We start from the raw sequence: 16,958 nt of genomic DNA, 5'->3' as shown, positions 1-16,958 counted from the left end.
ATTTTTCGTATATGAATAATAAATGGATAGCGATGATCGTTCTTGCTCAAACTAACATAAAAAAGCAAACCAAATAAAATTGCTCTTATCATTATATTTGTAAGACATACTTGTGACTATAACTAAAAAAGGTGGATGACATTCCTATGAAAAAGCCTAAAATCGTCATTTTGGGTGCCGGGTATGGCGGCATTATGACAATTGTTAATTTACAAAAGAAACTGGGTGCTAGTGATGCGGAAATTGTTTTGGTAAATAAAAACGATTACCATTACGAAACGACATGGCTTCATGAAGTATCGGCAGGTACAATTCATCAAGATCGCTCTCGTGTTCCTGTTAAAAATTTAATTAACACGAATAAGGTTACATTTATTAAAGACACGGTCGTAGATATTAAGTTAGATGAAAAGCGTGTTCTTCTTGAAAACAGTGAGCTAACGTACGATTATTTAGTTGTTGCTTTAGGGTATGAAGCAGAAACTTTCGGAATTAAAGGTTTAAAAGAACATGCATTTACCATTACGAGCATTAATGCAGCACGTCAAATTCGTGAGCATATTGATTATGTGTTTGCGACGTACAACAATGAAGTGGAAAAAAGAGACGAACTTCTGACAATCATTGTTGGAGGTGCTGGCTTTACCGGCATTGAATTTGTGGGAGAATTAGCAAATCGAGTCCCTCAGCTTTGCAAAGAGTTTGATATCCCGCGTGAAAAAGTACGCGTTATTTGTGTAGAAGCAGCGCCTACGGCCTTGCCAGGTTTTGATCCGGAACTTGTAGAATATGCGGTAACACAGCTAGAACGAAAAGGAATCGAGTTCAAGATCGGAACAGCGATTAAAGAGTGTACAGAAGAAGGAATTATTGTATCAAAAGATGACCAAGTGGAAGAAATCAAATCAGCAACAGTTGTATGGGCTGCAGGTGTTCGAGGCAGTCATTTAATTGAAAAAGCTGGATTTGAGAACATGCGCGGACGTGTAAAAGTAAGCAATAGCTTGCTGGCACCAGGGCATGAAGATGTGTTTGTTATTGGAGATTGTTCACTAATGATTAACCCAGAAACAGAACGTCCTTATCCGCCAACAGCTCAAATTGCTATGCAACAAGGCGGTACCTGCGCTGAAAATATTAGCCGTTTGATGAAAGGGCAAAAAGAATTAAGCGAGTTCAAACCAGATATTAAAGGAACGGTATGTTCGTTAGGGCATGATGACGCAATTGGCGTTGTATACGGTCGAAAACTATTTGGTTCAAGCGCATCTTTTATGAAAAAAGTTGTTGATAATCGCTCGCTTTTCCTTCAAGGCGGAGCAGGTCTTGTATTGAAAAAGGGAAAATTTAATTTCTTTTAAAACAAAAAGCAAAAGGTCTTCAAACCTTTTGCTTTTTTTGGTATTAACTTACTTTTCTGTGATTGACGCCTTGATTACTCTTAAGTAAACTGAAAGTATAAAGAGTAACGGAGGCGAAAAGCAATGGAAATGAGTGTGCCTGTCCTAATTATCTCCATCTTGTTGTTTTTTGTGTTGTTTTTTGGAATCGGTTTCTTGTTGAATATGCTGCTTCGCATGTCTTGGATTATGGCCATTATTTATCCCGTAATTTTTATTCTTATTATTGATGATGTAAGAGCGGTTGATTACATTCAGCATCCCGCTCACTCCTTTCAGCAGCTAGGTACAAAAGTGCTATCTTTAGCCACAGCTGACATTGCGATTTTAATGGCTGGTTTTATAGGTGCACTAGCTTCAGGTATTACCATTAAATCTTTACGAACAAGAGGGTACCAAATGTTTTGAATGTAAATTCTTCTCGCGAACGAATAATTTGTTTTTATGTTGGAAACAAATAGATTCGTGAGAGGAGTTGTGGAAATCACAATGATTGGAAAAATAGCAAAGCGATTCATTATGTGCCTACTACTGGTCGGAGCGCTGTTTACAACATATGAAGCAATTACTGGCGTCCCAATAAACACGGTCATCAAATATATGCCTTTTATAAACAGTACAGGGCATCCTCTAATGAATGAAAGGCTCTTACCATCATTTCTAAAACCACTAAGAGCTGAAGCAGCTAGCAATGACAGAGAGCGTCTGACAATTGAAGAAGCATTTGATTGGTCGCGTTATCCAACTAAGAATGTATTGGCTACGGGTTACACAGCTGGTTACGAATCAACTGGGAAAAATCCCAATCATCCAGGGTATGGTATTACATATTCGGGCGTTAAAGTAAAACGTGACTTGTATTCAACCATCGCTGCTGATTTAACCATATTTCCAATCGGCACGATCTTGTTCATTCCGGGCTATGGGTACGGAGTGGTAGCAGATAAAGGTGGGGCTATTAAAGGCAATCATCTTGATTTATACTTTGAAACCGTTTCTGATGTGTATAACATATGGGGTAAGAAAGAATTAAACGTCTATGTAGTCAAATCAGGAGACGGCCGTTTAACTGAAGAAGAGTTAACAATGCTGAATGAAAAGAAATCGATGCAAGTTTTTCGTCAGCAGGTGAAATAAACGAGAAACACATGAAGCATTCTTCATGTGTTTTCTTATGTTTTATGGCCATACATAATACGTTACAAAAGCAACTGCTATTCCTGTTAAGGCTCCAAAGAAAACTTCAATAGGCTTATGCCCAAGCAGTTCTTTTAGCTTCACTTGTTTTTCGTCCTCTTCATTGGTCGTCCACAGCTTTGCCTCTTTTACTGCGCGCTGAAAGTCTTCAACCAAACGATTTAAAACTGTTGCTTGCTCTCCTGCGTGTCTTCTTACTCCTTTAGCATCAAACATGACAATGATGGCAAAAATAGCGGATAGAGCAAAAATAGGGGATTTAAGACCTTCTGCTAGCCCAATGGCAGTTGCTAAGGAAGTTACGGCTGCGGAGTGAGAGCTTGGCATGCCCCCCGTACTAAAAAATAAGCTGCCGTCTATTTTTTTAGTAGCTACAAAAGAAAGGGGAATCTTAATAAATTGAGCAAAGAAAATAGCGATTAATGAACTCCAAAGTGGGAAATTTGAGAATAACTCCATTGAGATGTCCTCCCTCAACTTAAAATGTCTAAAAAGATAAATTCGTATGATGAAAACAGTGGTAGATGAAAGTATATGTGTGAAACTAAGGTTTTTGAACTGTGATTAAAAATTGTATTTCTGCTATCATATGTATATAGATGAAAACAGTGGTGAATATGATATATATTCCACTTGCTGAATAGATTAAACAAAGCAGATGATAAATAAAAATAAAATATCTATACGTAAAAGGGAGGAATTTTATGTTTTCGCACGTAGAAACATATGGTGTTGATCATCAAACAGAAGCGCTCGTAATCGGGTTATTTAATCAAAACCAACAGTTTGAAGGCTTTCTAAAAGAAATTGATGATGCTTTAGGTGGACAGCTCATTCATTTGATTAAGGAAGGAGATATTCGCGTACAGGAAAAGCGTATATCAACGATTCATACACTAGGAAAATTAGGAGCAAAACGTCTTTATTTTGTAGGGCTCGGACGAAAGCAAGCGTTAACTAAAAATGGGCTCAAAGAAAGCTTTGGCCTTTTATTTAAAAAGTTAAAAGAAGCAAAAATTTCAAACGCATCGGTCGTCCTTCCTACATTTGATACAGGAGAGTGGTCAGAGCAAGAAACTGCAGCTTTACTAGGAGAAGCTCAACAGCTTGCTATGTATGAGTTTGAAAACTACAAAAAGAAATCAAATGAGCCTGACAAGCAGCTTGAGGAAATTGAACTGTTTTCTTGTTATAAAGACGTTTTACAATCTGCGTTGGTTGGATATACGTACGGGAAAGCAACAAACTCAGCCCGCACCCTCGTTAACTTACCAAGCAATATGCTAACGGCTACAGATTTAGCTAATTATGCAGTAGAAATGGCACATACATATGGTTTTGAATATGAAATTTTAGAAAAAGAAGAGATGGAAACGCTAGGAATGGGCGCGTTGCTCGCAGTCAATCAAGGTTCCGCAGAGCCTCCTAAAATGATTGTGCTGAAATATCAAGGTAAAGAAAAATGGGAAGACGTTATTGGGTTGGTAGGAAAAGGAATTACCTTTGACACAGGTGGTTACTCTATCAAATCTAAAGACGGGATTGTAGGCATGAAAACAGATATGGGTGGAGCTGCATCTGTTCTTGGTGCAATGGAAGCGATTGGAGAATTAAAACCTCATCAAAACGTAGTAGCGGTCATTCCATCAACTGACAACGTTATTAGCGCGCGTGCCTTTAAACCAGATGATGTTATTACAGCAATGAATGGAAAGACAATAGAAGTGCTGAACACAGATGCTGAAGGGCGTTTAGCACTAGCTGATGGTATTTCATATGCCAAGCATCATGGAGCAAATTATTTAGTAGACGTGGCGACATTAACGGGTGGTGTAATTGTAGCTCTTGGTACACACACAACTGGGGCAATGACGAATGATTCTGCTTTATTGCAGCAAATAGCGAAAGCGAGCATTGAGACAGGCGAACCGATTTGGGAGCTGCCTATTACAGAACGAGACAAAAAGCGTGTTCGGGGAAGTAAGGTAGCAGATTTAAATAACTCTCCTGGACGGGAGGGACACGCAATTATGGCAGGAACCTTTATTGGTGAGTTTGCAGAGCAAACACCATGGGTTCACTTGGATATTGCTGGAACTGCAACATCCGCTGCTTCTCATGAGTTAGGACCTTCAGGTGCAACAGGCGTGATGGTGCGAACACTAGCTGCGATGGTTTGTTCATTTGAAGCCAATTAATAAAAAGAACATAGCAGTGATAGAAAGAAACGTAAAAAGAAGCATCGAAGATGCTTCTTTTTTAATATGTTTACATAACATTTTTTTCTTTTTAGGAAGAAAAGATTGTTTAAAAAAATCCTTATATTGTTAAGGATGTAGAGAAGTTAAACAAACGTTTATTTAGTAAGATGATTGACTTTTTTTCTATACCTAATATAATGAACATGTTGTTTATCTCTCTAATGTTTTAATGAGATAAAGTAAAAAGAAAAATGGAGGTTTCAAAATGAATGCAGTATTAATAGCTGTGCTCGTGATGCTGATTTTGAGCTTATTGCGTATCAACGTTGTCTTTTCTTTAGCGGTCGGAGCGCTAATTGGAGGACTTGTTGGCGGTATCAGCCTCACAGATACAGTAAGTATATACACAGATGGTCTTGGAAACAGTGCTTCTGTTGCATTAAGCTATGCTTTGCTTGGAGGATTTGCAATGGCTGTTTCGCGGACAGGGCTGCCTGATGCCGTTGTTCAGCTAGCGTTGAAAATAGTAGGAAAAGAAGGAGAAACGAAAAAGAAGTCACTGTCAAAAGTACTAATTTTATTGATCATCCTTATTATTTCGTGTTTTTCTCAAAATGTTATTCCGGTTCACATTGCATTTATTCCGCTTTTAATTCCACCGCTATTAAAAGTATTTAATCAGTTGAAAATAGATCGCCGATTAGTCGCAACAGTTATTACATTTGGATTGGTTACACCTTATATGTATTTGCCGGCAGGATTCGGTAAGATTTATCACGACATTTTATTTACTAACATCAAAGAAAGTGGATTAACGATTGATAAAGGAGATATTACCACGGCGATGGCTCTTCCAGCTTTAGGAATGGTAGCGGGCTTATTGTTTGCTGTGTTTATTTCGTACCGTAAGCCGCGCAGTTATAAAGACATTGACATTGATCAAGGCGCAGAGGAGCGTACAGGTTACACAACAAGAGGGATTATAGTAGCGTTACTTGCGATTGTAGCGGCTTTAACTGTGCAGCTCTTAGTAGATTCTATGATTTTCGGAGCGCTTGCAGGAATTGTGGTCGTTTATTTCAGCGGGGCTTTGAAGTGGAATGAAGCAGATCCAGTATTAACGAACGGAATGAGAATGATGGCTTTCATCGGATTTGTTATGCTGTCAGCCTCTGGTTTTGCAAAAGTTCTTCAAGAAACTGGAGATGTAGAAGCACTTGTAAAAGGCTCTGTTGCTCTTATTGGCGGAAACCAAATGCTGGGTGCATTTCTTATGCTTGTCATCGGGCTTTTAGTCACAATGGGCATTGGTTCTTCTTTCTCTACCATTCCAATTATCGCGACGATTTTTGTTCCTCTTTGCTTAGAACTTGGTATGAGTCCAATGGCAACGATTTGTATTGTTGGTACAGCGGGAGCGCTTGGAGACGCTGGTTCACCAGCTTCAGACAGTACGCTTGGACCAACATCTGGACTAGCAGTCGATCGTCAACATGATCATATCTGGGATACGTGTGTACCAACTTTTCTTCACTATAACATTCCACTCATTATTTTTGGGTGGGTTGCCTCAGTTATCTTGTAAATAGAGGGTCTCTAATGAAAAAAAAGCAGCCAATCAAAACCGGCTGCTTTTTTTTCATGCTTGAGAAAGAGTAGAAGCAGTGCTGTCACAAGCTCCTAATGCTTGCTCTACAGCCTGAAGAGATTGTTCAATATGTTCGCGATTTGAATCTTTCTCTACTGTTTGAAGAGCTTGTTCAAGGCTTGCTTTTGCCTGATTTAATGACGTACAAGAATCCTGCACGTAACCTCTAGCGTTTTTAGACATTCTTCTTCCTCCTAACTAACCAAAAATGAGAATCAATAAGTAGTATGAGTAATTTGCAGGGAATTATGAGGAGAAATAATAAAAAGGATTAACTCTTATGAAAGGAGTTAATCCTGTCAGCCTAACTGTTTAAATTGGTTGGAATGTAGAAGTTCAAGCACTTTCTTATCAAGCTCCTTAATTTTCTTTACAGCCAAATTGTATTCCATTTCACGGTAATGATGTTTGCCGCCTGGCTCTTCATCAGCTTCATCAGCTAGTTTGACTACTTTTTGAAGAGGGCGTTGCTGAATGGTTCCTTCAGGCAAATAGGAGTCTGTGTGTAGTAAAATAGCTAAGGCAATTTCTTTTGCCGCCTGAGGTTCCTCGCCTAAACGAATGAGTAATTTATGTGCACGTTCAGCACCTTTAATAGCGTGAATATCATTTTGACGATACTTCTCATAATCCCACTGACCATTTGTGTACCATTCGTAGTGGCCAATATCATGAAGCAGCGCTGCTTTTGTAGCTAAATCAGGGTTTACATTATGCTGTACAGATAGACGAAACGCATGATAGGCGACCGATACAGCATGCGCAACGCCAGATCGTGTTAAATATTTTTGAGCGATAGGATGCGTGAAAATTTCTACTAGCGTAACATGTCTCATCATGTCATCCCTCCTAAAGAAAAAATATATTTCCAAATACAATATCATATTTATTTCCTAAATACAATTATCGTGTAATTTGTTTTTACATCCAAAAACGGCATATATTATAATATTCGAAACAAAACAACATGTACATCTTTTTCAAAAGAAAATAAGACTTTTTTCCTTGTGTTTTACCATTTAATATTTAACGAAACGTGACAGCAGTCAAATTGGTTATCGGGATGAATAAACGTAATTTTAATATAGTCTGGCGTATAAAAAACATCAATTTTGGCCTTAACGCCTGTTGAAAGAATGAGTCTTTTTACTTCACTCACTTTAGATTCTTGAGCAGCAGCTTTTATTTTTTTTATTAAAGCTGGCGAAGCGTTAGCTCTTTGAATAAATATGGTAGCGCTTTGCATGGTAGAGGGAATCACTTTAAGAGATTGCTGGAAAGTCGCTATGTCCGCCTCAGGTAAGCTAGGTACCCTGTATGTATAAGGGTGAGGCATGTAGTACGATGGCCAGTAGTAAGACAAGGGAGCAAATGGTTTCATATAAGAATCCTCCTAAAAAACGGATTTTTATTATGTATATGTAGAGGGTTCGTATATGTTGTAGCAAAACCGTTATTGTATACTAGATACAAAGGGAGGTATGTATATGAAAACAAAAGATACGCTGTTAGAAGCATTAGGAATTGAGATTATTAGCGCAAGTGAACAAAGAGTGGAAGCGACGATGCCTGTTGATGAGCGAACGCGTCAGCCATTCGGGCTTTTGCACGGAGGAGCATCGGTGGCGTTAGCCGAAACTGTGGCTAGTCTAGGTGCTATTAAAAGTGTAGATATTGAAAAAGAAATCTGTGTGGGTTTAGAGATTAATGCTAATCACATCAAAGGGAAAAAAGATGGAACAGTTACAGCTGTAGGCGTTCCTTTACATAAAGGAAAAAAAACAGCGGTTTGGGAAGTGAAAATTCAAGATGAAGAAGAGAATTTAATCTGTATATCCCGGTGCACGCTTGCTATTCTGCCTAAAGCTTAAATATAAGAAAGGCTTAGTCTAAAAGGTGTGAGGTATGCTTTTGAAGTCAGGAGGAGCACCTCACACACTGATATGAGAGCTTAAAGAGAATTTGGAAGAGCGGATACATAAAAAAGTGAAAAAATAGGTAAAAAAAAGAAGCGAAATTATGTCTATTCGTGACAGTTACCCTGCGCATAGAGACATGCTCTAGAATATAGTAGTAGTAAAGTATTCTTTTTATTCAGCAACTAGAATATTCATAATATTAAAAATAATAACAGAAAATAGACCTTCCGATTGTTCAATCGTGCTATAATAGCATTAATATAGTAGGGCGGTTTATTTTACAAAGGGGTGATAATATTGGATAAGAACTCTCAGTATTTATTCATTGATTTTGAATTTACAATGCCAGAGTATAAAGGTTTTCCAAAAGGCTTTTTTCCGGAAATCATTGAAGTTGGTTTGGTGTTTGTTAAAAATCAAGAAATCATTGATCGTTTCTCCTCTTACGTACAGCCTACACACTTTACAAAATTAACTGAGCGCTGTAAATCATTTCTCCATATCGAACAAAATCAAGTAAATGAAGGAATTACGCTAGAGCAGCTTGTACAGCGACTGGGCATGTATAAAAACAGCACGATTATTACATGGGGAAACATGGATATGAAAGTATTAAGGCAGTGCTGTCAAAAAAATAAGGTGCCGTTTCCTTTTACAGGTAAAGAAATTGATCTTTCGATGGAGTATAAGCGCTTTTTTGGAGATCAAAATCAAACCGGCCTTTGGAAAGCTGTGCAAGAGTATGGTAAAGAAGGAACTGGAAAGCACCACTGCGCGCTTGATGATGCGATGACGACACTCAACATCTTTAAGCTTGTAGAAAAAGATAAGCGGTACCTTCAAAAGCCGGAGCCGACGACCATAGGAGATCGAATCGATTTTTCAAAAGTATTAAATAAATTTGCATTATAAAAGCCAAATCACTTCTATGTGAATTTGGCTTTTTGCTTAATGAATACCGTACTCTTTTTTTAACTCTTCTAAACAGTCAATACTTGCTTGAGCAAAAGCGCTATCTTTGGCTTGTTGTTCAGCTATCTTTAATTCAAGGGCTTTTTTTAGTGAATGCTTATAATCAGGAACGCTGTCTTCATAGAGATGAACCATTTTTTGAGGAATGTTGGCCTGCTCTCGAAACGCAAGTGCTTTTCGCTCGTGAAAAAAAGGTACGTCCACTTGTCCAGGATTATGTAAGTCACCTTGTTCTGGATGCTTCAACACAGCTTGAATTCGTACAACATAATGCAGATCTCGAACTTGTGTAATTTCACCGATGTATTTCCCGGTTTTATAAAGTGCTGTAACGGTTTGACCAATTGTAAATGTCATATTGCCAGATCTCCTTTAAGTAAAGTGTTTGTTATAAACAGTATAAATCAAAACCTACTACCGTTTCTATGAAAGGATGTTGTACATGATGTATTTAATGTTTTTGCTTTATTTTCCGGAAGATAAAACAGAATATATTCCTGCTTTTGCTACAATGGCGATTTTTGTACTAGCAGCAGTTGCAGTCTGGCGGTTCATCATCAAGGTGTCTAAAAAAGAAGAAGAAAAAACGAAGGAATTAGAAGCAAAGCTGAAAGAACAAGAAAATAAGAAGTCACTCTAATGAAATGCAAATAAAATGTAAGCGTTTAAAATGATATGTTGCTGGACAATCTATGGAAAGACATCTAAAACTTTCGCTAGTGCGTATGCGATTGGAGGGCAACATGAAAAAACTACTACTCATTGGAACCGTGCCTTTTTTCTTGTTAACGGGGTGTATGGAAAAAGAAATATCCAATAAAGAAGTCAAAGTCTATAACGCAGATGGAGATAGCATCGGTACAGTCAAATTGAAAGAGCAGGCTGATGGAATTGAGTTTACGTACGATTTAAGCGGACTTCCACCTGGCGAACACGGCGTACATATTCATGAAATGGGGATTTGCAAAGCTCCTAACTTTAAAAGTGCAGGAAATCACCTTGATCCTGATAAAAAGAAACACGGACTGTTAAATCCAAAAGGACCACATTTAGGCGATATGAAAAATATTGTGGTAGAAGACGATCAGACGTATAAAGGAACGGATATGGTTCCTCAAGTCACGTTAAAAGAAGGAAAGACGTCTCTCGTTAAGCGTATGGATGGTTCCTCTCTTGTAATTACTGAACAAGGTGATGATGGAATGACAGAGCCATCAGGTAATTCTGGCAAGCGAATCGCGTGCGGAGTTATTTCAAAAAAACATTAAAAACAGCGTTCTTTCGTGAGAAAGAACGCTGTTTTTTACGTTAAAGCTATTTTTAAGCGATTTAATCCTTCTTGAAGTTGTTCATGTGAACAGCCAATGTTCAAGCGAATAAAACCTTTTCCATATGTGGAACTGTATTTTTCGCCTTTTTCTACGGCGATTTTGCCTTTTTCTAATAAACGTTCATGTAATTCTTCTTCTGATAAGTGCAGCTTGTTGCAGTCAATCCATAGTAGATAAGTTCCTTCCGGCTGAATGACTCGCAGTTCAGGTAAGTGTTCACTTATAAACCCTGTCACGAGATCTACATTTTTCTTCAGATACACAAGCAGTGCTTCTAGCCATTCGCCACCTTCGCTGTAAGCTGCTTCTAAACCAATGATTCCAAATGTATTTAAATTAGAGAAACCTTGTTTTTGCTGCTGCTGAACATACTGTGTGCGCAGCTTCTCATTTGGAATAATAATAGCTGAAGCTTGAAGTCCTGGTATATTGAATGTTTTGCTAGGGGCCATACACGTAATGGTTCGATTGGCTGCATCTTCACTCACCATGCTGATGGGAATGTGTTTATAAGGATGGTAAATTAGATCAGAATGAATTTCATCTGAAACAATTAATACATTGTATTTTTGACAAAGATCGGCAAGCTTCTTCAGTTCTTCTTTTGTCCACACGCGTCCTACTGGATTATGAGGACTGCAAAGAATCATTAATTTTACGCCTTCTGCAAATTTTTTCTCTAAATCTGCAAAATCAATTTCGTATTTATCGCCCGCAAGTTTTAACGGATTTTCAACAACTTCTCGATCATTTACCTCTATCATGTTGAAAAACGGAGTATAAACTGGCGGTTGAATTAAAATTGAATCTCCAGGTTCCGTAAATGCTTGAATAGCCATACTCAGGGCAAATACAACTCCTGGACTGTATGTAATCCATTCATGATCAATGGTCCACTGATGCTTGTTTTTTACCCAAGATGATAAAGCATTTGCCGTAGATTCAGTAGGGGAAGTGTAGCCGAAAATACCGTGTTTGACACGCTCATTAATGGTTTGAAGAACATTAGGCGGCGCTTGGAAATCCATATCAGCTACCCAAAAAGGCAGAACATCTTTTGCTCCAAAAACGAGATCCGTTTTGTCCCACTTTACGGACTGCGTACCTGTACGATTAATTAATTGATCAAAAGAAAAAGTAGACAATAAAAGTACCCCCTTTTTTAATATAATAGTTTGCTTATTTTTAATACGTTTGTCAACGAAGTTAACTTGTGAAGTCAATAAAGAAAGTGGGAAAATGGGCTGAAGCACCACTAATAAATTTTTTATTAAAGTTAGCGCCTCGTGTGAAATATATGAACTCGCTCCGTCATTATTGAGACAGGGCTTTTTCACTGTACAAGAAATCGACCATATGAGACTGCACAATGTCGGGACACTCTTCTGGTAAAAGATGTCCAATTTCCTTTAACGAGATAAAGGTAGAGTCTGTCAAATCATCTTTTAATTTACGTCCGAGATGTAAAGGGACAACTCGGTCTTCTTCTCCCCAAATGAGTAAACTTGGTTTTTTTATGTGCTGCAAATCCTTTGAGGAGAGGTCTCCTTCTCGATCACGAATCATTCTTGTTAAAGCCATAAACGTACGGTCATCCAAAAAGGGTTCAGTATAGCCATCAATCATTTCTTCGTCGATTAACTGATGATCAAATACGACATTTTGCAAGTTACCTAATACACCTTTGCGAGACAGCCACGTTTTTACCCACAGATAAAAGAAGGGAACATAAGAAGACATGACCAACCCATAATGTGAAGGGCCTAAATAAGCTGAGCTGCACAGAAGAACGAGTTTTGATACACAAGAAGGCTTTAATTTTGCTACGTTTAAACAAACCTGTCCTCCCATTGAGTGTCCCGATAGTACAACATCTTTCAATTTTAAGTATTCAATCAACTCGATGACAATTTTGGCTAAGTTTTTATACGAGTATTGAAAGGTTAACGATTTTTCACTTCGCCCAAATGGCGGAAGGTCCAGCGTAATGATAGAAAACGTATCTTCAAATAAAGGAATTAAACGCCGAAAGCTAAAACTGGATGATAAAAAGCCGTGAATAAATACAATAGCTGGTTTATCAGGGTGATAGTTATGGCATTCGTAGTAAACATTGACGCCATTAAAAGTACGCTGGTGGCAAGTAATTTTAGAATCAGTCAATTTGTTTCACTCCATCTTTTTCTTTCTAGTCTGTCCTAATTTCCAGCAATCTATAAAATGAAACTCAATTACCGGTATAGATTTCACATTAAAGATGTGTTTAAATTTGATATAATGGAAAAAGTGAAAAAATTTAATCGGTGTAGGAGGGGAACGCGGTGTTCTTAGAAGAAAAAGAGTTAGAAATTTTAGAAATTCTAGAAAAAAATAGCCGTATTTCAATAGATAGTATTTCAAAAATGGTGGATTTAACGTTTGAAGAAACCTCTAATATTGTTAAAAAGCTAGAGAGAGAAAAAGTAATTGTGCAATATTCAGCTGATATTAACTGGAGACGAGTAGATGGACATGAGGGCGTCACAGCTATGATAGATGTAAAAGTTGCACCAAAGCGAGGAGTAGGCTTTGACGAGATTGCGGAGCGCATCTATCGTTTTCAAGAAGTAAAATCCGTGTACCTAATGTCAGGAGCATATGATTTGTCTGTTATTATTGAAGAAAAATCAATGTCTGAAGTAGCATTTTTCGTTTCTGAAAAGCTTTCTACGCTAGACTCTGTTTTATCTACAACGACTCACTTTATTATGAAAAAATACAAGCACGATGGTACCATCTACGACCAAGGCGATGAAGATCGCAGAATCGTGGTGTCTCCGTAATGAAAGAGCGCTTGTCAACAACTGTACAACAGCTGAAACCTTCAGGTATTCGCCGCTTTTTTGATTTAGCAGCAAGTATGGATAACGTCATCTCTCTTGGAGTAGGTGAACCTGATTTTGTCACATCTTGGGCTGTTCGAGAAGCGAGTATTTTATCGTTGGAAAGAGGATATACCTCTTATACAGCAAATGCGGGGCTTTTAGAGCTCCGCTTTGAAATTATGAAGTATATGAAAAGAAATTTTAACGTCTCGTATGATTATAAAGATGATATTATTGTGACCGTTGGAGGAAGTCAGGCTTTAGACATTACAATGCGAGCTTTGATTAACCCTGAAGATGAGATTATTGTCGTGGAGCCAAACTTTGTGTCTTACAGCCCGTTAATTTCGCTAGCAGGAGGAGTTCCTGTGGCAATTGAAACAACGGCGGAAACAGAGTTTAAACTACAGCCTAGACAGATTGAAGAAGTCATTACAAGTAACACGAAAGCCCTTCTTTTATGTTCTCCTAATAATCCAACAGGAAGTTCGCTATCTAAAGAAGAGTTGCAGGCTATTGCGGATATTGTAATCAAGCATGACTTGCTTGTTATCACGGATGAAATATATGCAGAATTAACATATGATGAAGAATTTACATCTATTGCTTCTTTAGAAGGAATGAAAGAACGAACTATTATTATTTCAGGCTTTTCTAAAGGGTTTGCTATGACTGGATGGCGTCTTGGGTACATATGTGCACCAACTGAGATTGCTAAAGCAATGCTGAAAATTCATCAGTATACAATGATGTGCGCGCCTACCATGGCCCAGTATGGAGCAATTGAAGCACTACAAAACGGGCAGCATGACGTAGAAGAGATGAGAAAAAGCTATCGCAGAAGACGGAACTATATGGTGAAGTCATTAAATCAAATTGGTCTGGAATGCCATTCTCCCGGAGGAGCGTTTTATGTATTCCCGTCTATCAAGAAAACGGGATTGTCATCGGAAGAATTCGCTGAGCAGCTTTTGCTTGAAGAACGAGTAGCCGTCGTGCCAGGCAATGTATTTGGAAAAGGCGGAGAGGGACATATTCGCTGTTCATACGCCTCTTCAATGGAATCATTAGAAGAATCCATAAAACGGATTAGCCGTTTTGTTGAAAATAAGTTATAATAAAAATAAGATATTATGTCATATCGTATAGACGGTTTGATATAATATCTTTTTTGCTATGATGAAATGTAGTGTTAGTTTATATTTGTGACGAAATTGGTAAATAATAAATATAGTATAACTACTTTTTGATTCAATCTATGAACTGTGCTATAATTTTAAATTGGCTATAATGGTGAAAATAATAAGGTATCTAGGAGTGTTTATATGTCAAAATTTGAAATCGGTACTGTTACAAAAGGTAAAGTAACAGGAATTCAACCATACGGTGCATTCGTTGCATTAAATGAAGAAACTCAAGGATTAGTTCATATCTCAGAAGTAAAACATGGCTTCGTTAAAGATATTAACGAACATTTATCAGTAGGAGACGAAGTAAACGTTAAAGTTTTATCTGTTGATGAGTCAACTGGTAAAATTGGTTTATCTATTCGTGCAACTGAGCCAGCTCCAGAAAAAACTGAAGCTTCTGCACCTAAAAAACCTGCTAAAAAGCGTCAAGGTCAAGCAACAGTTCATACTGAATCTACTCAAGGATTCAACACATTAAAAGAAAAATTAGAAGAGTGGATTGAGCAATCAAACCGCGAAGATCTAATTAAGAAATAAGAAATAAGAAAAAAAGAAGGATAGCTTAGCTATCCTTCTTTTTTTAATGTTCCGTTCTAGGTTCTGTACGCTCTACTTCAGCAGAAGGTTTAAATAATAGACCTAGGTTAATCAGTCCTGCGATTCCAACCAATCCATAAATAATGCGGGAGAAAGCAGATGTTTGACCGCCGAAGATTGCTGCTACTAAATCAAATTGAAAAAAGCCAATAAGTCCCCAGTTAATTGCTCCAATAATCGTTAATACGAGCGCAATACGTTGAATACCACTCATGATGAACCCTCCTTGTTTTGTAGTTCACTTATTAGCCTGCTTTTTTTAGAGGGAAATATGCATATTTGCTTTTGGAAGATACAGACAAATAAACGTTCATTTGGATGGGGTGAGCATCTAGCCAACAGGGAATAATCTTTAGGAAGTCAATTTTCTTTACAATCAAAAAGTTGTTCTTCATAATGATGCATGTAATCAAGCTCGTAAGGAGGAGTTTATAGTGAACAATTTTACATTTTATAATCCTACAAAATTAATTTTTGGTAAAGGTCAATTAGAGCAATTAAAAACAGAAGCAAGTCGCTTTGGTAAAAAGATATTATTAGTATACGGCGGAGGAAGTGTAAAACGCAGCGGTTTATACGATCAAGTAATGGATGTACTGAATGACATGAATGCAGAAGTACATGAGTTAGCGGGAGTAGAACCGAATCCTCGTCTGACAACTGTTCGCAAAGGAATCGATATTTGTAAAGAAAACGGTATTGAATTTTTACTTGCAGTAGGTGGAGGAAGCGTAATCGATTGTACAAAAGCAATCGCAGCAGGCGCAAAATATGATGGCGACGTATGGGACATCATTAACCGCGACGTATTCGCAGCTGAAGCTCTTCCATTTGGAACAGTGCTAACATTAGCAGCAACAGGTTCAGAAATGAATGCTGGTTCTGTTATTACAAATTGGGAAACACAAGAAAAATACGGCTGGGGCAGTCCGGCAACATTCCCTCAATTCTCTATTTTAGATCCGGTTAATACATTTACTGTACCAAAAAATCAAACAGTTTATGGCATGGTTGACATGATGAGCCACGTATTTGAACAATATTTCCATGCTGCAACAAATACGCCGCTTCAAGATCGTATGTGTGAAGGTGTGCTACAAACGGTTATTGAAACGGGACCAAAATTATTAAACGACTTAGAAAACTACGAGTTACGTGAAACGATTTTATACAATGGTACCATCGCATTAAACGGTATGTTACAAATGGGACACCAAGGCGATTGGGCTACTCATAATATTGAGCATGCGGTATCAGCTGTATATGATATTCCACATGCGGGTGGACTCGCAATTTTATTCCCGAACTGGATGAAACACGTAATGGATGAGAACGTAGATCGCTTCAAGCAAGTAGCTGTACGCGTATTTAACGTAGATACGGAAGGTAAGACAGATAAAGAAGTAGCACTTGAAGGTGTGGATAAGCTTCGTGAATTCTGGTCAAGCCTAGGTGCACCAACTCGCTTAGCTGATTATGATATTGGCGAAGACAAATTAGATCTTATGGCTGATCGTGCGATGGCCAAAGGTGAATTTGGTAAATTTAAAAAATTAAACAAAGAAGATGTACTAGCAATCCTACGCGCTTCTTTATAAGATTCTCGATAAAAAACGCCGTGCAAACCGCACGGCGTTTT

21 protein-coding genes are annotated in these 16,958 nt (G+C 38.0%); 13 read left to right on the top strand and 8 right to left on the bottom strand.

The genetic code is table 11. From position 1 onward, the window contains the following. The first annotated feature begins 146 nt into the window (after positions 1-146). The 3 genes from MKX72_RS25050 (at position 147) to MKX72_RS25040 (ending at position 2,537) form a co-directional block, all read left to right on the top strand. Entirely contained in the window at positions 147-1,361 is a 1,215-nt protein-coding gene (locus MKX72_RS25050; protein WP_033580456.1) for an NAD(P)/FAD-dependent oxidoreductase, read from the top strand. Positions 1,362-1,484: 123 nt separating this feature from the next. Beyond that, a complete protein-coding gene (locus MKX72_RS25045; protein WP_033580457.1) occupies positions 1,485-1,808 on the top strand; it encodes a YuiB family protein in 324 nt (107 codons plus the stop codon). 81 nt (positions 1,809-1,889) lie between these two features. Continuing rightward, entirely contained in the window at positions 1,890-2,537 is a 648-nt protein-coding gene (locus MKX72_RS25040) for a 3D domain-containing protein (RefSeq protein WP_034264182.1), read from the top strand. 42 nt (positions 2,538-2,579) lie between these two features. Here the strand turns inward: MKX72_RS25040 and MKX72_RS25035 are convergent, their stop codons facing one another. Then, positions 2,580-3,056 (bottom strand): divergent PAP2 family protein, encoded by a 477-nt coding sequence (locus tag MKX72_RS25035; RefSeq protein WP_013085319.1) that lies wholly within the window; start codon positions 3,054-3,056, stop codon positions 2,580-2,582. 245 nt (positions 3,057-3,301) lie between these two features. Here MKX72_RS25035 and MKX72_RS25030 point away from each other — a divergent pair, with 245 nt between their 5' ends. After that, positions 3,302-4,795: a leucyl aminopeptidase gene (locus tag MKX72_RS25030; RefSeq protein WP_155008484.1), complete on the top strand. Its 1,494-nt coding sequence runs from the start codon at positions 3,302-3,304 to the stop codon at positions 4,793-4,795. A gap of 268 nt (positions 4,796-5,063) precedes the next feature. Continuing rightward, positions 5,064-6,383 (top strand): Na+/H+ antiporter family protein, encoded by a 1,320-nt coding sequence (locus MKX72_RS25025; protein WP_033580460.1) that lies wholly within the window; start codon positions 5,064-5,066, stop codon positions 6,381-6,383. A 54-nt stretch (positions 6,384-6,437) separates the two neighbouring features. Here the strand turns inward: MKX72_RS25025 and MKX72_RS25020 are convergent, their stop codons facing one another. From MKX72_RS25020 to MKX72_RS25010, 3 genes are all read right to left on the bottom strand, one after another. Beyond that, positions 6,438-6,629 (bottom strand): hypothetical protein, encoded by a 192-nt coding sequence (locus tag MKX72_RS25020; RefSeq protein ID WP_033580461.1) that lies wholly within the window; start codon positions 6,627-6,629, stop codon positions 6,438-6,440. Positions 6,630-6,745: 116 nt separating this feature from the next. Then, positions 6,746-7,282 carry an HD domain-containing protein gene (locus MKX72_RS25015; protein WP_013059610.1) on the bottom strand — a complete coding sequence of 179 codons (537 nt, stop codon included), beginning with the start codon at positions 7,280-7,282 and terminating at the stop codon, positions 6,746-6,748. A gap of 176 nt (positions 7,283-7,458) precedes the next feature. Further along, a complete protein-coding gene (locus MKX72_RS25010; protein WP_098627019.1) occupies positions 7,459-7,827 on the bottom strand; it encodes a hypothetical protein in 369 nt (122 codons plus the stop codon). Between the two features lie 106 nt (positions 7,828-7,933). Here MKX72_RS25010 and MKX72_RS25005 point away from each other — a divergent pair, with 106 nt between their 5' ends. Both MKX72_RS25005 and kapD read left to right on the top strand, forming a co-directional pair. Further along, on the top strand, positions 7,934-8,317 hold the full coding sequence (locus MKX72_RS25005; protein WP_047749614.1) for a hotdog fold thioesterase: 384 nt from the start codon (positions 7,934-7,936) through the stop codon (positions 8,315-8,317). Positions 8,318-8,662: 345 nt separating this feature from the next. Further along, a complete protein-coding gene (gene kapD / locus MKX72_RS25000) occupies positions 8,663-9,277 on the top strand; it encodes a 3'-5' exonuclease KapD (RefSeq protein ID WP_013085312.1) in 615 nt (204 codons plus the stop codon). Between the two features lie 36 nt (positions 9,278-9,313). Here the strand turns inward: kapD and MKX72_RS24995 are convergent, their stop codons facing one another. Continuing rightward, positions 9,314-9,694, bottom strand: coding sequence for a kinase-associated lipoprotein B (locus tag MKX72_RS24995; protein ID WP_033580464.1), 381 nt, complete (start codon positions 9,692-9,694; stop codon positions 9,314-9,316). Positions 9,695-9,779: 85 nt separating this feature from the next. On the opposite strand from MKX72_RS24995, the gene MKX72_RS24990 reads away from it, so the two are divergent. Together MKX72_RS24990 and MKX72_RS24985 are read left to right on the top strand one after the other, a co-directional pair. Beyond that, positions 9,780-9,977, top strand: coding sequence for a hypothetical protein (locus tag MKX72_RS24990; RefSeq protein ID WP_033580465.1), 198 nt, complete (start codon positions 9,780-9,782; stop codon positions 9,975-9,977). A gap of 103 nt (positions 9,978-10,080) precedes the next feature. Continuing rightward, positions 10,081-10,605, top strand: a complete 525-nt coding sequence (locus tag MKX72_RS24985; protein WP_033580466.1) for a superoxide dismutase family protein — start codon at positions 10,081-10,083, stop codon at positions 10,603-10,605. Positions 10,606-10,640: 35 nt separating this feature from the next. Here MKX72_RS24985 and MKX72_RS24980 read toward each other — a convergent pair whose 3' ends face one another. After that, a complete protein-coding gene (locus MKX72_RS24980) occupies positions 10,641-11,813 on the bottom strand; it encodes a MalY/PatB family protein (RefSeq protein WP_033580467.1) in 1,173 nt (390 codons plus the stop codon). Positions 11,814-11,982: 169 nt separating this feature from the next. Next, entirely contained in the window at positions 11,983-12,831 is an 849-nt protein-coding gene (locus MKX72_RS24975) for an alpha/beta fold hydrolase (RefSeq protein ID WP_033580468.1), read from the bottom strand. A gap of 158 nt (positions 12,832-12,989) precedes the next feature. Between MKX72_RS24975 and MKX72_RS24970 the strand changes: the two genes are divergently transcribed. From MKX72_RS24970 to yugI, 3 genes are all read left to right on the top strand, one after another. Beyond that, positions 12,990-13,490 (top strand): Lrp/AsnC family transcriptional regulator, encoded by a 501-nt coding sequence (locus MKX72_RS24970; protein WP_013059601.1) that lies wholly within the window; start codon positions 12,990-12,992, stop codon positions 13,488-13,490. Beyond that, positions 13,490-14,650, top strand: coding sequence for an aminotransferase (locus MKX72_RS24965; protein WP_013059600.1), 1,161 nt, complete (start codon positions 13,490-13,492; stop codon positions 14,648-14,650). The genes MKX72_RS24970 and MKX72_RS24965 overlap by 1 nt, the downstream gene beginning before the upstream one ends. Before the next feature lie 207 nt (positions 14,651-14,857). Next, positions 14,858-15,259: a S1 domain-containing post-transcriptional regulator GSP13 gene (yugI, locus tag MKX72_RS24960; RefSeq protein WP_013059599.1), complete on the top strand. Its 402-nt coding sequence runs from the start codon at positions 14,858-14,860 to the stop codon at positions 15,257-15,259. Between the two features lie 43 nt (positions 15,260-15,302). Here yugI and MKX72_RS24955 read toward each other — a convergent pair whose 3' ends face one another. Then, positions 15,303-15,533 (bottom strand): DUF378 domain-containing protein, encoded by a 231-nt coding sequence (locus MKX72_RS24955; RefSeq protein WP_013059598.1) that lies wholly within the window; start codon positions 15,531-15,533, stop codon positions 15,303-15,305. Positions 15,534-15,753: 220 nt separating this feature from the next. Between MKX72_RS24955 and MKX72_RS24950 the strand changes: the two genes are divergently transcribed. Next, positions 15,754-16,917, top strand: a complete 1,164-nt coding sequence (locus MKX72_RS24950; RefSeq protein WP_013085305.1) for an iron-containing alcohol dehydrogenase — start codon at positions 15,754-15,756, stop codon at positions 16,915-16,917. Positions 16,918-16,958 lie beyond the last annotated feature (41 nt).

This window comes from Priestia sp. FSL R5-0597, from assembly GCF_038006305.1.
GTDB classification, from domain to species: domain Bacteria; phylum Bacillota; class Bacilli; order Bacillales; family Bacillaceae_H; genus Priestia; species Priestia zanthoxyli.
This window is presented reverse-complemented; position numbering and strand designations above follow the sequence as displayed.

Excerpts from the sequence above, each read along its gene's own strand:
- MKX72_RS25035 (WP_013085319.1), bottom strand. The coding sequence starts at position 3,056 with ATGGAGTTATTCTCAAATTTCCCACTTTGGAGTTCATTAATCGCTATT.
- MKX72_RS24985 (WP_033580466.1), top strand. The coding sequence starts at position 10,081 with ATGAAAAAACTACTACTCATTGGAACCGTGCCTTTTTTCTTGTTAACG.
- MKX72_RS25020 (WP_033580461.1), bottom strand. The coding sequence starts at position 6,629 with ATGTCTAAAAACGCTAGAGGTTACGTGCAGGATTCTTGTACGTCATTA.
- MKX72_RS25025 (WP_033580460.1), top strand. The coding sequence starts at position 5,064 with ATGAATGCAGTATTAATAGCTGTGCTCGTGATGCTGATTTTGAGCTTA.
- yugI (WP_013059599.1), top strand. The coding sequence starts at position 14,858 with ATGTCAAAATTTGAAATCGGTACTGTTACAAAAGGTAAAGTAACAGGA.
- MKX72_RS25045 (WP_033580457.1), top strand. The coding sequence starts at position 1,485 with ATGGAAATGAGTGTGCCTGTCCTAATTATCTCCATCTTGTTGTTTTTT.
- MKX72_RS25040 (WP_034264182.1), top strand. The coding sequence starts at position 1,890 with ATGATTGGAAAAATAGCAAAGCGATTCATTATGTGCCTACTACTGGTC.
- MKX72_RS25030 (WP_155008484.1), top strand. The coding sequence starts at position 3,302 with ATGTTTTCGCACGTAGAAACATATGGTGTTGATCATCAAACAGAAGCG.
- MKX72_RS25015 (WP_013059610.1), bottom strand. The coding sequence starts at position 7,282 with ATGAGACATGTTACGCTAGTAGAAATTTTCACGCATCCTATCGCTCAA.
- MKX72_RS25050 (WP_033580456.1), top strand. The coding sequence starts at position 147 with ATGAAAAAGCCTAAAATCGTCATTTTGGGTGCCGGGTATGGCGGCATT.
- MKX72_RS25005 (WP_047749614.1), top strand. The coding sequence starts at position 7,934 with ATGAAAACAAAAGATACGCTGTTAGAAGCATTAGGAATTGAGATTATT.
- MKX72_RS24990 (WP_033580465.1), top strand. The coding sequence starts at position 9,780 with ATGATGTATTTAATGTTTTTGCTTTATTTTCCGGAAGATAAAACAGAA.
- MKX72_RS25010 (WP_098627019.1), bottom strand. The coding sequence starts at position 7,827 with ATGAAACCATTTGCTCCCTTGTCTTACTACTGGCCATCGTACTACATG.
- MKX72_RS24965 (WP_013059600.1), top strand. The coding sequence starts at position 13,490 with ATGAAAGAGCGCTTGTCAACAACTGTACAACAGCTGAAACCTTCAGGT.
- MKX72_RS24995 (WP_033580464.1), bottom strand. The coding sequence starts at position 9,694 with ATGACATTTACAATTGGTCAAACCGTTACAGCACTTTATAAAACCGGG.
- MKX72_RS24955 (WP_013059598.1), bottom strand. The coding sequence starts at position 15,533 with ATGAGTGGTATTCAACGTATTGCGCTCGTATTAACGATTATTGGAGCA.